Genomic DNA, 14,379 nt, shown 5'->3' with positions numbered 1-14,379 from the left:
CAACAACCTTATGCTTGTGAGCTTTTAGCGATGGTATTGGTACGTTGAATCTTTTTCTGTAACTGAATAATACCGTAGAGTAAGGCTTCAGCAGTTGGCGGACAACCCGGCACATAAATATCCACCGGTACTATCCGATCACAGCCCCGAACGACTGAATAGGAATAATGGTAGTAGCCACCGCCATTAGCACAGGATCCCATTGAAATAACCCAGCGAGGTTCGGACATCTGGTCATAGACCTTGCGTAATGCCGGTGCCATTTTGTTAACAAGGGTGCCAGCCACAATCATCACATCCGACTGACGGGGACTGGGCCGAAACACTACCCCGAAACGATCCAGATCATAACGTGAAGCTCCGGCATGCATCATTTCAACCGCACAACATGCCAGACCAAAGGTCATCGGCCATAAAGAACCGGTCCGGGCCCAGTTAATTAATTTATCTGCAGAAGTGGTGACTATACCTTCGTGAAGAACGCCCTCTATTCCCATTCCAGGGCTCCTTTTTTCCATTCATAGATGAAGCCTACTACCAGAATCCCCAGAAACAGGAACATGGCCAGCAAACCAAACACCCCGATTTCATCGAGCACGATAGCCCAAGGGAATAAAAAGGCGATTTCCAGATCGAAAATGATAAACAGAATGGCAACCAGGTAATAACGCACATCAAATCTGCCATGCGTGTCTTCAAAAGGTTCAAAGCCACATTCATAGCTGGAGCGTTTTTCGGCATCAGGGCGCTGTGGCCCGATAATAAAGCCCGCAATAAGAGGCATCACACCGAAGCCAATGCCAATGATAATAAACAACAAAATGGGGAGGTATCCCTCTAACATGCCGCCCTTCCACTCTTCCGAGATGTAGTGTCTTTGTGACACCTGATAATTATTATTGTTTTTACGAAATCAAAATTATTTGATCAACTCCCGATAGTACACATTAACGGGCTGTATTTGAAGCGTGCATTTAGATGCATTTATTCATGAACATAATTCTCCAGCTTTGAGATTAATTCATCAGGGGTAATCGGTTTGCTGAAATAATATCCCTGCACATAATCGCAATTCATTATTTTGAGGGAGTTTGCCTGCTCTTCAGTCTCCACACCTTCAGCAACGACTTTCAGGCCAAGCCCATGCGCCATGGCAATGCTGGCATTAACCAATTCCCTATCGGCTGGATCAGTTGTCATATCGTTAATAAAGCTTCGATCGATTTTTAATATGGCAAAAGGATAGCGCCGCAGATAGCTAAGTGATGAATAGCCAGTACCAAAATCGTCCATCGCCATCTCAATTCCCTTAGCAGTAAAAGACTGAAATAACTCATCAGTCATCAGGTAGCCGCTAAGTAATACACCCTCGGTTATTTCCAATTCCAGCGTATTGGGCTGAACTGGGTATTGCAGTAGCTGCTGCTCTACAAAACCTAACAATCCAGGGTCACGAAACTGACAGGGAGAAAGGTTGATCGCCATGCGAAAATCTGGCTGAAGCGCCTGCCATTTTGATGCCATTTTTATAGCTGAATGCATCACAAATTCGCCAATCGAGACAATCAGACCGGTTTGCTCAGCAACAGGTATAAACTCATCAGGACCGATGGGACCCAACTGATCGTTTTGCCAACGTAACAAGGCTTCAGCACCAATCATTTTCCCCGTTGCCAACTCAATCTGTGGTTGATAAAACAGATAAAACTCGCCTCTTTCCAAAGCTCCATACATCTGTTGCTCTATCAATAATCGGCGGGTTGCATCACGGTTCATTGACTCGGTGTAATATGTAAAAGTATTACGCCCATTACTTTTAGCATAAAACATGGCTGCATCAGCTTGTCTGAGTAATTGTGAAGCATCATTTCCATCCACAGGATGAATGGCAACACCAATACTTAAGGTCATTGTGAGAGATTGCCCATCAATGCTGAAAGGCAAGCGAAATTGCTGAATCAGATTTTCAACAATTTGCGTAATTTCCTCCGTTGTCTGCAGGTCGGTCAGCAACACAATAAATTCATCACCACCAAGCCGACCAAGAGTGTCACCATGGCGAATATGCGTCTGAATACGCTTTGTGACCTGGATCAGTAAGGCATCGCCGGCAGAATGTCCCAATGATTCGTTAATTTTTTTAAAATCATCTAAATCCATACATAACACACCCACCATGTCTTTATTGGGGTGGGCCAACTTCAGCCGTTGGGATAAACGATCCAATGCCAGAAAGCGATTAGGCAGGCTCGTTAACGTATCGTATTGCGCCAGATGAAGTATTCGTTCTTCCTGCTGTTTACGTGTGGTAATGTCAGAAATAACGGCAATTAGCCCCGTCAAATCACCCAGCTCGTCATAAATATAGTCCCAGCTATATTCCAGAATTTTTTGCTGACCTTGCTGGCTAAGATTGGTGGTAACCATTAAATCTGGTGATGGCTGATGGATCACCAAATTATCGAACAATCGTTTAAATTGCTGTTGAGTGGTTTCATCCGGTTGATAATCCCAGATATGGGATCCGATCAACTCATTAGGTTTAACGCCCAGAATCTCATGATGGGCTTGATTACTGAAAGTAATTCGCCCTTGCAGATCGCATTCCAGTATCCCGCATGACACATTATCAAAGATCAAACATAACCTTGATTGACTATCCTGCAATGCAGCAATAAGTTTATTTTGCGATAACCATGAACGTTGGGTCATCAACCAGACCAGGATGGTCGTGATAGTGACAAACAGTAATCCCTTGTATGTTTGTAAACGTGACAATAACAGGGGATCTCGGGTGAACCGTTCTATAAGTTGATCTGAAAAAATAATCCATAATGTGGCAAAAATGGCATAAAACAATGCAATTCGCAGTGGTGCAAGATATCCTGCTCTTCGAGACTTATTAAGTCGACTCTGCAATTGGTTGAGTTTATTGCTTAACACCCGGTCTACCTATCCAATTCATACCATCTTAATTATTACGTTTATATTTTTTGTAACCATACTCTTTTAAGTATCGTTCATGGGTTTAATTACTTAAAAAGACCCTAGCATAGCCATTTCGTTAATATGTACAACCTCAAGCCTTTTAGCCAAGGTCATCAATAACATTATCTTTAAGCGATTTACTTTATGTATGGACTGATTTTCGCCATTGCTGCATACGTTATCTGGGGCAGCTTCCCACTTTATTTCAGTTATCTCAATAGCGTATCAGCCGTTGAAGTGTTGTCGCACCGAATTCTCTGGTCTTTACTTGCCACCACGGTGGTAGGCCTTTTACTGGGCCGCGGCCGTAAGTTGATTAAGACTTTTGCCGATAAAAAATTATTATTGTGGCTGGCGTTATCATCATTACTTATTGCGGTAAATTGGTTGATATTTATCTGGGCAGTTTCACAGCATCGTGTGCTGGAAGCCAGCCTGGGATATTTCATTACCCCGGTAATGAGTCTGTTATTGGCGAGATGGTTACTTAAAGAACAGCTGCATCCTTTACAGGCTTGGGCCGGGGTGCTGGCCACAATTGCGTTTTTGTGGGAATGGGTCAGCCTGGGGAGCATTCCATGGGTAGGCTTATCGTTGGCCCTGGCATTTGCACTTTATGGACTCATTCGAAAAAAACATCCTGTCGATGGCGTAAACGGCTTGACCATTGAAACCTTATGGTTGGCCCCTGTTGCGCTGTTCTGGATCCTTTGGCAATCAACAAACGTTGATTACAATCTCGCATTTGGTGAGAGCTCACAATTAACGTTGCTACTTATTGGTTCAGGTTTTCTCACTGCTCTGCCTTTGGTTCTATTTGCCATGGCGGCCAGTCGAGTCGATTTATCAGTAGTGGGGTTTATTATGTACATCAACCCGACAATTCAATTTGTGATTGGCGTTTTTGTGCTCAAAGAAGCCTACCCACCGGAAAGGCTGATAACCTTTGGATTAATCTGGATAGCGTTAATATTCTTTATTGCAGGTATGTGGAAAAAGCATCGTCGACAGGTTAATCACCAATAATACGCTTTCTATAAATCGACTTATTGGGCTAACAATTTGGAATTTGCCGATTATATTCAAAAATAAAAAACCCGCTCAGCGATTTTATTCACTGGCGGGTTTTTATATATTGGTGCCGTCGGCCGGAGTCGAACCGGCACACCCTAAGGCACTACCCCCTCAAGATAGCGTGTCTACCAATTTCACCACGACGGCAATTAACTGTGAGGGATTTTTATGGAAAGTCTGGGAGATCCGCAGGACTTTCTTCTGCAGGCTGTTCAACTACCACTGAGTCAGTAACACTCTGAACACGATCAGCGTTACCAGCAAGATAAGCCAATGTCAGACTGGTAATAAAAAATACTGTGGCCAGAATGGCGCTGCTACGACTCAGGAAAGATGCAGAGCCCTGACTCCCGAACAGGCTTGAAGAAGCCCCACCGCCGCCACTGCCACCGCCGCCAAATGCAGCACCGGCATCAGCACCTTTACCGTGCTGGATTAAGATCAAACCAACTAACAATAGTGAGATCACAATGTGAACCACCAGAATCAACGCATCCATTTAACTTCCTAATTTTGAACTGCAGCCTGACAGATTTTTACAAATTCATCGGCATCTCTAGAGCCGCCGCCGATTAATCCACCATCAATATCGGGCTTGGCAAATAATGGAGCAGCATTATTACCTTTTACGCTGCCGCCGTAAAGTATTCTGAGTGATGCGGCAATATTCGCATCATGTTTTGCCACCCGCTGACGCATGAACGAATGTACATCCTGCGCCCATTCCGGGCTGGCTGTCTTACCTGTTCCGATTGCCCAGACAGGTTCATATGCCAATACCACTTTTGACAGCGCTTTGACCCCTTGTTGCGCAATCACTATATCCATCAAGCGTGCCACCATTTCTTCGGTGCGGCCCATGGAGTGTTCTTCCGGGCTTTCACCAATACAGATAATGGGGGTAATGCCATGCTTGACGGACATTTCATATTTTTCTGCGATGATATGATCAAGAAAAACCTGATCCAGATTTAGCTCTGCATACAGGCAACGTCGTTCGGAATGACCAATCAACACATACTGACAACTAAAGTCATGCAACATTGCCGCTGAAATTTCACCGGTATAAGCACCAGAATCAAATTGCGACACATTTTGCGTCCCCCAATACATTCCTGTACCGGATAAAGCAGACTGAACCTGTTGTATATATAGTGCAGGAGGGAATAAAGCGACATCAACTGAAGCAAAGGAGTCTCTTTGCGCCAGTATCGCATCAAGCAACAATTTGTTGCTTGCGCTAGAGCCGTTCATTTTCCAGTTACCAGCGACCAGCGGTTTGCGCACAGACACCTACTCTCAATAAAAATTAATTATAAAGGGTACCGACAGACCGAAGATAAAGCAATGTCCTCTCCGCTCACTCTGTTGGCATAGAATTACTTATCTAACGTTGTAATATTATCTCAATTTGTTCGGCCAGAGACTTGGCTAACTGGTTAGTGCGGGTTGCATCGTGCCCCTCAACCATTACTCTTATAACCGGTTCTGTTCCGGAGGCTCTCAGCAGCACTCGCCCTTCCTGACCAAGTGTTTTCTCCACTTCTTCTACAGCCGCTTGAATTTCCGGATAATCCCGTAAATTAACCAGTTTATCAATACGTACATTAACAAGACGTTGTGGATATTTTATGACAGCAGAGCACAGTTCATGCAGGCTGCTACCCGTTTGCTGGATTTCAGCCAGTACCTGCAATGCTGCAACAATACCATCCCCCGTGCTGGTTTTATCCAGACAGATAATATGTCCTGAGGCCTCGCCACCAATCAGTCCTTCAACCTGTTGCAGCTTCTCCATCACATAACGATCACCGACATTTGCCCGATGCAGAATAATGTCGTGTTTTTCCAAGGCATGTTGCAATCCCAGATTCGACATCTGTGTACCGACCACATGGCCTCTATCCAGACCAACACGTTGTCTTCCACGGGCAATGATAAACAGAATATCATCACCATCTACCAGCTCGCCCTGATGATCCACCATGATAAGGCGGTCACCATCGCCATCCAGAGCAATACCCAAATCAGCTTTATGCTCGAGAACGCTGGCTTGCAGTAATCGCGGTTCAGTCGAACCACAATTCTGATTGATATTCAGACCATCCGGCTCGGCGCCCATCAAAATGACTTCGGCACCCAGTTCACGGAATACGTTTGGTGCGATGTGATAAGTGGCACCATGAGCGCAATCCACCACAATTTTCAGATTGGATAAATCAACCCCAGTCGAAATGGTGCTTTTACAAAACTCAATATAACGTCCTGCAGCATCAGCAATACGGTGGGCCTTGCCTAAATAGGCAGAATCAACCGTTCTAATCGGCTGGTCAAGCATTGCCTCAATCGCCAGTTCAACTGAATCCGGCAACTTGGTTCCCTTATCAGAGAAGAATTTAATGCCATTATCATGATAGGGATTATGCGAGGCACTGATTACAATGCCTGCCTGGGCATGAAATGTGCGGGTTAGATAAGCTACTGCGGGGGTTGGCATTGGCCCCATTAAATATACATCTACACCAGCGGCTGAAAGGCCTGCCTGTAATGCGGATTCAAACATATAACCGGATATTCTGGTGTCTTTACCGATCAAAACCTTGCTGTTACGTTCCTTCGCCAACACACGTCCAATCGCCCACCCGAGTTTCAATACAAAGTCAGGTGTAATGGCGCCATCGCCTACTCTTCCTCTGATGCCATCAGTACCAAAATAACGTCGTTTTTGTTCAGTCAAAATCGTTAACCTGCATTACATGTTCACACAATCGGACTGCCTGTACGGTCTCCCGGACATCATGACTGCGTATGATTTTTGCGCCTTGCCATATCGCTATCGATGCCAGAGCCAGGCTTCCCGCCAATCGTTCTTCAACCGATATATTGAGCATCGCACCGATAATGGATTTTCGTGAAACGCCGACCAGGACAGGCAGATCCGATTCCGTTATCACCGATAAATGCTTCATTAATCGCAGATTATGACGGGCATTTTTACCAAAGCCAAATCCCGGGTCCAGAATAATCTTTGAACGCGAAATTCCCGCTGCTTCACAGGCAGCAACCCGCTCAGACAGAAATTCATTTACTTCACTGACCACATCGGAATAGTGGGGCTGTTGTTGCATGGTTTGAGGTGAGCCCTGCATATGCATCAGGCACACCGGAACACCCAGTTCAGCGGCTGCCTGTAATGCCCCTTCACTACGTAACGCATTTACATCGTTTATCAGGCTCGCCCCAGCCGCTACTGCAGCTCGCATAACTTTAGCTTTCATGGTATCGATAGAAATAACCACATCAAGCTCAGCATGAATAGCTTCTATTGCAGGCACCACTCGGCGAATTTCTTCTTCAACACCAACAGGTTCAGAGCCGGGACGAGTCGATTCGCCACCAATATCAATAATAGTAGCGCCATCAGCAACCAGTTTTCGAGCTTGTTCGAGGGCTTTATCAGCCGAAAAAAAACGCCCGCCATCCGAAAAGGAGTCGGGCGTTACATTGACGATGCCCATAACGTGCGGAGCGGACAAATCCAGAGATTTGCCCGCAAAATCCATCATCATGATTTAACTTTTCTCAGTTTAATTGATCAGCAGGTTTGCCTGTAGGTTCCGGGCCATCTTCATCTGCTTTAGCGGATGGTGGTGGAGTCGATGATTTATCATCCCAACCCTTAGGTGCACCTGGTTCACGTCCTTCCATGATCGCATCGATCTGATCGCTATCAATCGTTTCGTATTTGATCAGAAGTTTTGCCATGGTGTGCAATTTATCAGCATTTTCGGTCAGAATATTTTTGGCACGATCATAATTCCTGGTAATCAATGCACGAACATCTTCATCAATCTGTTTAGCTGTCAAATCAGATACTGACTTGTGCTGGGTAACACTGCGACCCAGAAAAACTTCGCCTTCTTCTTCACCATAAGATAAAGGCCCCATATTGTCTGATAGTCCCCATTTGGTGACCATATTGTGTGCCAGTTCTGTTGCCCGCTGAATATCATTTGAGGCACCAGTAGTCACTGCTTCAGCACCAAAAATCATTTCTTCAGCCAGTCGACCGCCATACAGGCTTGAAATCTGACTTTCCAATTGTTGTTTGGTGTAACTGTATCTGTCTTCGATCGGTAAAAACATCGTTACACCCAGCGCACGACCACGAGGGATGATACTCACTTTATACACTGGATCGTGGCCCGGTACACTGCGCCCAACAATGGCGTGACCGGCTTCATGATAGGCCGTCAGTTCTTTTTCTTTATCACTCATGACCATTGAGCGACGTTCAGCACCCATCATGATTTTATCTTTGGCTAACTCCAAATCCACCATTGATACCAGGCGTTTGTTGGTGCGGGCCGCAAATAAAGCAGCTTCATTCACCAGATTGGCAAGGTCAGCACCTGAAAAGCCTGGAGTTCCACGTGCAATGACACTTGGATCAACATCTTCATCAGCGGGCACTTTACCCATATGAACTTTCAGAATCTGTTCACGTCCACGAATATCCGGTAATGGCACTACTACCTGTCTGTCAAAGCGACCCGGACGCAATAAAGCGGGATCAAGTACGTCAGGACGGTTGGTGGCGGCAATAATAATGACGCCTTCATTACCTTCAAAACCATCCATTTCAACCAACAACTGATTCAGTGTCTGCTCACGTTCGTCATTACCACCGCCCATACCGGCTCCACGGTGACGACCGACGGCATCAATCTCATCGATAAAGATAATACATGGTGCATGTTTTTTTGCTTGTTCAAACATGTCACGAACCCGTGAGGCACCGACACCAACAAACATTTCAACGAAATCAGAACCCGAAATAGTAAAGAAAGGTACTTTCGCTTCACCGGCAATCGCTTTGGCTAATAATGTTTTACCAGTACCTGGCGAACCAACCATCAGAATACCGCGTGGAATGCGTCCACCCAGCTTCTGGAATTTGCCTGGATCACGCAAGAAGTCGACTAATTCATGAACTTCTTCTTTAGCTTCCTCGACGCCAGCAACATCTTTGAAGGTCACTTTAACCTGATCTTCATTCAACATGCGGGCTTTGCTTTTGCCAAACGACATGGGGTTTTTACCACCGCCACCTTGCATCTGACGCATGAAGAAAATCCACACACCAATCAGTAACAACATTGGGAACCATGAAATAAATATCTGCATTAGCAGACCGGTTTTTTCTGCTGGTTCAGCTTTGATAGCCACTCCGTTATCCAGCAAATCACCAATCAGGCCTGGATCGTAATCTGGACTGTAGGTAGTAAAGTTACTGCCATCCGATAATTTGCCGGTGATCGTCCGACCCTGGATATCCACACTGGAGACCCCGCCATTTTTCACACTGCTGATAAAGGTCGAGTAATCCATTTCGCTCTGCTTGCTTTGCTGCGGACCGAAATTGTTAAATACCGACATCAATACCATCGCGATGACGACCCATAAAACAATATTTTTCATCATGTCACTCAATGTTTGTTACCCCTAGTAACGTTAGTCTTTTTACTGTCATTTCAGTCCACGTCCGAGTAGATATACCTCACGGCTGCGAGCACGTGAAGCATCAGGTTTACGGGTTGTCACTTTATTAAAATGTGACCGCATAGACTTCAAAAATTCATCAAAGCCTTCACCCTGAAAAACTTTGACCAGAAAATCACCCTGTTTACTCAAGTTATTAATAGCAAAATCCAATGCCAGTTCGACAAGATACATACTACCCGGCTGATCGATTGCGCCTACACCTGTCATATTGGGGGCCATATCCGATAATACAAGGTCTATTGATTGTCCGGCCAATACTTCATTCAGTTTTTCGAGTACATGATCCTCACGAAAATCACCTTCGATGAAATGTACTCCAGTCAAAGGCGTCATCGGTAAAATATCCAATGCGATAACTTTACCTTTGTCACCGACCCTATGCAAAGCATAATCAGACCATCCGCCCGGCGCCGAACCAAGGTCGACCACCGACATGCCGTTGCGTATTAATTTGTCTTTCTGATCGATTTCTTCCAGTTTGAAGGTTGCTCTGGAACGGTAACCTTTCTGCTGTGCTTTTTTGACATAAGGATCGTCAAAATGTTCTTTAAGCCAATTTGTGCTGGATTTACTGCGTGCCATTTCAGCTCTTCTCTGCCACGTGGATTTTGTCAGTACTCAGTACTAACAATAATCCGGCAATACTCAACATCAGATACAGATTCTGACTCAGCATATGTAACCATTCAAAGCGCTCGGCGAAATTGGTCTCTAGACGCCAGTTATCGACCGTTTTTATGCTGGCCATCTCAGGCTGTATATACATGCTGAATATCAAGGTAATCACCAACATGGCCATCAAAATCCAGAAACGCCAGGAATGTATTGCCCGGCCACGCTGAATAATTATTTTGCCCAGAAGAATCAGCGTACCACTGATTATGCCAATAACATTCACTGCAAAAAACAGTTTGGCCGCATAATCTGCGGCCACTAATGTCTCAAGGCTGATAAAAGCCAGCGGAACAGCAAGATAACCGACTGACCATAAAGCGCCTACCCACAGTGTCAGTAATAAGCGTTCGCCTATAGTTTCAGAACGATTCAACCGTTAGCCCAGATAATGAATGCCGGTAATTTCATATTCGATTGCACCACCCGGCGCCTGGACAGTTGCTACATCGTCAATTTCCTTACCGATCAATGCCCGTGCAATAGGTGAAGAAATTGAGATACGGTTCAATTTAATATCGGATTCATAATCGCCCACGATCTGATACTGCTTTTCTTCATCAGTATCGATATTCAGCAAATCGACCGTAACACCAAACACAACACGGCCATCTTTAGGCAACGAAGTGGGATCAATTATCTGACAATCCGCCAAAGTCGATTCAAGTTCCTGAATACGGCCCTCAATAAAACTTTGCTGTTCACGGGCTGCATGGTATTCAGCATTTTCTTTTAAATCGCCATGCGCACGGGCTTCAGAAATCGCATCCACCACGGCTGGACGTTTAACGGTTTTCAGTTCATGTAATTCAGTTTTCAGTGCCTGAGCACCGCGTTCTGTTATTGGTACGGCCATTAATTCAATTCTCCATGTAATGACTGTAAACGATTCACCGAGACACTGTCTTCGCAATGCAGGGCCAGAATTGTGGCACGAGCAGCGGCTAATGTTGTGGTGTAGTTCACCTGATGTTGCAATGCAGCGCGGCGTATTTCTCTTGAATCCGCAACGGCCTGACGACCTTCTGTTGTATTCACAATCAGGGCAATTTCATCGTTTTTAATCATATCCACAATATGCGGCTGACCTTCTGCGACTTTTTTAACTCGCTCACAGGGCACATCGGCCTCCATCAGCGTTTGTTGTGTGCCTCGCGTGGCCAGCAACGAGAAACCCAAGCCTAACAAATCTTTGGCAATCTTGATAACCGATTGTTTGTCGGCATCACGCACTGAGATAAAGGCTTTACCTCCAACCGGCAGACTCACCGATGCCGCTAACTGGGATTTGGCAAAAGCCTCACCGAAAGTACGGCCCACGCCCATTACTTCACCAGTGGATTTCATTTCCGGTCCAAGAATCGGATCCACACCCTGGAACTTGATGAATGGGAACACCGCTTCTTTAACCGAATAGTAAGACGGAATCACTTCTTTAGTTACACCCTGCTCTGCCAGGCTCATACCGGCCATACAGCGTGCAGCAACTTTAGCCAGCGGTACACCAATCGATTTAGATACATATGGCACGGTACGTGATGCTCGTGGGTTCACTTCAAGAATAAATATACGGTCACCCTGAATGGCAAACTGGGTATTCATAAGTCCCACTACGCCCAGTTCAAGTGCCATCTGTTTCACCTGTACCCGTAACTGATCCATTACTTCCTGACTCAGACTGTAAGGGGGTAAGGCGCAGGCAGAGTCACCGGAATGAACACCAGCCTGTTCGATATGTTCCATAATGCCGCCGATAAGCACTTCCTTACCGTCACAAATTGCATCGACATCGACCTCAATGGCGTCATCCAGGAAACGATCCAGTAATACCGGAGAATCATTGGAAACCGATACCGCAGTCAGCATATAACGTTGTAACTCTTCTTCGTTATAAACGATTTCCATTGCACGGCCACCCAATACATAAGATGGACGAACCACTAATGGATAACCGATTTCTGCCGCCAGTGACACAGCGGTATCAACTGAATGTGCCAAACGATTTGGCGGTTGCAGCAAGCCGAGTTTTTCGACCATTTGCTGGAACCGTTCGCGATCTTCTGCATGGTCAATGGCATCCGGCGAAGTACCAATAATTGGCACACCGGCAGCTTCAAGTGCACGCGCCAGTTTTAATGGTGTCTGACCACCGAACTGGACGATCACGCCTTTAGGTTTTTCCAGCGCAACAATTTCCAGTACGTCTTCCAGCGTCAGTGACTCAAAATATAGTCGATCCGATGTGTCGTAATCGGTGGAAACGGTTTCTGGATTACAGTTGACCATAATGGTTTCGTAACCATCTTCGCGTAACGCCAGCGCGGCGTGAACACAACAATAATCAAACTCAATACCCTGACCAATACGGTTAGGACCACCACCTAAAATCATGATTTTGTCACGATCAGTCGGATTGGCTTCGCACTCTTCGTCATAGGTTGAGTACATATAGGCAGTAGAGGTTGAAAATTCAGCTGCACAGGTATCAACCCGTTTATACACCGGACGAACTCCCAATGCATGACGATGGCTGCGAAATTGTTTTTCTGTTTTGTGTAACAATTTTGCCAGTCGTGAATCAGCGAAACCTTTGCGCTTCAACGCGCGCATTTCAGCTTCATCAATATCGTTTAACGAACGCTCTTTAAGCTGATTTTCAATTTCCACCAGCTCCTGAATCTGTATCAGGAACCACGGATCAATATGTGTTAGCTGCTGAACTTCGTCAAAGCCCATTCCATAACGGAAAGCATCACCTACGTACCAAAGACGATCGGAGCCAGGCAAACTTAATTCACGGCGTAATACTTCAGCGGTATTTTCGGCTTTCAGATCCAGAATTTCGTTAAAACCATCCCGATCTGTTTCAAGACCACGTAATGCTTTCTGTAAAGACTCCTGGAAATTACGACCAATGGCCATCACTTCACCGACAGATTTCATCTGAGTGCTCAGACGGTTATCCGCCAACGGGAATTTTTCAAAGGTAAAACGTGGAATTTTAGTGACGACATAATCAATAGTCGGTTCAAATGACGTTGGTGTCGCATTGCCGGTAATTTCGTTCTGTAATTCATCCAGTGTGTAACCCACTGCCAGTTTGGCAGCGACTTTGGCAATTGGAAAACCGGTGGCTTTCGAAGCCAAAGCCGATGAGCGTGACACCCGTGGATTCATTTCGATAATGATCAAACGACCGGTTTCCGGATTTACCGCAAACTGCACGTTCGAACCACCGGTTTCCACGCCAATCTCACGCAAAACTGCCAGCGAGGCGTTACGCATGATTTGGTATTCTTTATCGGTCAGCGTCTGGGCAGGTGCCACAGTGATTGAGTCACCAGTATGCACGCCCATTGCATCAAAGTTTTCAATGGAACAGATAATGATGGCGTTGTCTTTTTTGTCACGCACCACTTCCATTTCATATTCTTTCCAGCCAATGATGGATTCTTCAATCAACAATTCGGAAGTCGGGCTGAGATATAAGCCACGCTGGCAGATATCGACAAAGTCTTCACGGTTATAGGCAATTCCGCCACCGCTGCCGCCCATGGTAAATGACGGCCGGATAATGACCGGGAAACCAAATTTCTGTTGAACTTCAAGCGCTTCATCAAGGGAGTGCGCAATATCCGATTGCGGCATATCCAGACCAATTTTACGCATCGCCGCGCGGAACAAATCGCGATCTTCGGCCTTATTTATGGCTTCACTGTCAGCACCGATCATCTCGACGCCATATTTTTCCAAAACGCCATGTTTTTCCAGTGCCAATGCACAGTTCAACGCGGTTTGGCCTCCCATGGTTGGCAATATCGCATCGGGACGTTCAACTTCAATAACCTTGCTGACTGCTTCCCAGGTAACTGGCTCAATATATGTCGCATCAGCCATATTTGGGTCAGTCATGATAGTGGCCGGGTTGGAATTGACCAGAATGACGCGATAACCTTCTTCTCGCAGGGCTTTACAAGCCTGTGCGCCAGAATAATCAAATTCGCAGGCCTGACCGATAACAATCGGACCAGCACCCAGAATCAGAATGCTTTGAATATCAGTACGTTTAGCCATTATGTG

General features: G+C 45.7%; 13 protein-coding genes and 1 tRNA gene. 1 reads left to right on the top strand and 13 read right to left on the bottom strand.

Annotated features, from left to right (window positions below):
- Positions 1 to 8: 8 nt before the first annotated feature.
- The 3 genes from B3S93_RS03515 to B3S93_RS03505 form a co-directional block, all read right to left on the bottom strand.
- Entirely contained in the window at positions 9 to 497 is a 489-nt protein-coding gene (locus B3S93_RS03515; RefSeq protein WP_292353707.1) for a NuoB/complex I 20 kDa subunit family protein, read from the bottom strand.
- The gene (gene ndhC / locus B3S93_RS03510; RefSeq protein ID WP_292353706.1) at positions 488 to 844 is read right to left on the bottom strand and encodes an NADH-quinone oxidoreductase subunit A; all 357 of its coding nucleotides are present in this window, start codon (positions 842 to 844) and stop codon (positions 488 to 490) included. Before ndhC ends, B3S93_RS03515 begins: the two co-directional genes overlap by 10 nt.
- Positions 845 to 984: 140 nt before the next feature.
- The gene (locus B3S93_RS03505; RefSeq protein ID WP_292353705.1) at positions 985 to 2,943 is read right to left on the bottom strand and encodes a putative bifunctional diguanylate cyclase/phosphodiesterase; all 1,959 of its coding nucleotides are present in this window, start codon (positions 2,941 to 2,943) and stop codon (positions 985 to 987) included.
- A 189-nt stretch (positions 2,944 to 3,132) separates the two neighbouring features.
- Here B3S93_RS03505 and rarD point away from each other — a divergent pair, with 189 nt between their 5' ends.
- Positions 3,133 to 4,014, top strand: coding sequence for an EamA family transporter RarD (rarD, locus tag B3S93_RS03500; protein WP_292400020.1), 882 nt, complete (start codon positions 3,133 to 3,135; stop codon positions 4,012 to 4,014).
- 110 nt (positions 4,015 to 4,124) lie between these two features.
- Here the strand turns inward: rarD and B3S93_RS03495 are convergent.
- The 10 genes from B3S93_RS03495 to carB all read right to left on the bottom strand — a co-directional run bounded on the left by B3S93_RS03495 (position 4,125) and on the right by carB (position 14,373).
- Positions 4,125 to 4,209 (bottom strand) — tRNA-Leu (locus tag B3S93_RS03495).
- Positions 4,210 to 4,228: 19 nt separating this feature from the next.
- On the bottom strand, positions 4,229 to 4,561 hold the full coding sequence (gene secG / locus B3S93_RS03490) for a preprotein translocase subunit SecG (RefSeq protein ID WP_292400023.1): 333 nt from the start codon (positions 4,559 to 4,561) through the stop codon (positions 4,229 to 4,231).
- A gap of 8 nt (positions 4,562 to 4,569) precedes the next feature.
- Positions 4,570 to 5,349, bottom strand: a complete 780-nt coding sequence (gene tpiA, locus B3S93_RS03485; RefSeq protein ID WP_292353702.1) for a triose-phosphate isomerase — start codon at positions 5,347 to 5,349, stop codon at positions 4,570 to 4,572.
- 100 nt (positions 5,350 to 5,449) lie between these two features.
- Positions 5,450 to 6,799 (bottom strand): phosphoglucosamine mutase, encoded by a 1,350-nt coding sequence (glmM, locus tag B3S93_RS03480; protein WP_292400026.1) that lies wholly within the window; start codon positions 6,797 to 6,799, stop codon positions 5,450 to 5,452.
- A complete protein-coding gene (folP, locus tag B3S93_RS03475) occupies positions 6,792 to 7,631 on the bottom strand; it encodes a dihydropteroate synthase (RefSeq protein ID WP_292400029.1) in 840 nt (279 codons plus the stop codon). The genes glmM and folP overlap by 8 nt, the downstream gene beginning before the upstream one ends.
- Before the next feature lie 13 nt (positions 7,632 to 7,644).
- Entirely contained in the window at positions 7,645 to 9,546 is a 1,902-nt protein-coding gene (gene ftsH, locus B3S93_RS03470; protein WP_292354101.1) for an ATP-dependent zinc metalloprotease FtsH, read from the bottom strand.
- 45 nt (positions 9,547 to 9,591) lie between these two features.
- On the bottom strand, positions 9,592 to 10,209 hold the full coding sequence (rlmE, locus tag B3S93_RS03465) for a 23S rRNA (uridine(2552)-2'-O)-methyltransferase RlmE (protein WP_292353699.1): 618 nt from the start codon (positions 10,207 to 10,209) through the stop codon (positions 9,592 to 9,594).
- Between the two features lies 1 nt (position 10,210).
- Positions 10,211 to 10,675 carry a DUF4149 domain-containing protein gene (locus B3S93_RS03460; RefSeq protein ID WP_292400032.1) on the bottom strand — a complete coding sequence of 155 codons (465 nt, stop codon included), beginning with the start codon at positions 10,673 to 10,675 and terminating at the stop codon, positions 10,211 to 10,213.
- Positions 10,676 to 10,678: 3 nt separating this feature from the next.
- A complete protein-coding gene (greA, locus tag B3S93_RS03455) occupies positions 10,679 to 11,155 on the bottom strand; it encodes a transcription elongation factor GreA (protein WP_292353697.1) in 477 nt (158 codons plus the stop codon).
- Positions 11,155 to 14,373: a carbamoyl-phosphate synthase large subunit gene (gene carB, locus B3S93_RS03450; RefSeq protein WP_292400035.1), complete on the bottom strand. Its 3,219-nt coding sequence runs from the start codon at positions 14,371 to 14,373 to the stop codon at positions 11,155 to 11,157. The genes greA and carB overlap by 1 nt, the downstream gene beginning before the upstream one ends.
- Between the last annotated feature and the right edge of the window lie 6 nt (positions 14,374 to 14,379).

This window comes from Methylophaga sp. UBA3613, from assembly GCF_002375415.1.
In the GTDB taxonomy this organism is placed as follows: domain Bacteria; phylum Pseudomonadota; class Gammaproteobacteria; order Nitrosococcales; family Methylophagaceae; genus Methylophaga.
This window is presented reverse-complemented; position numbering and strand designations above follow the sequence as displayed.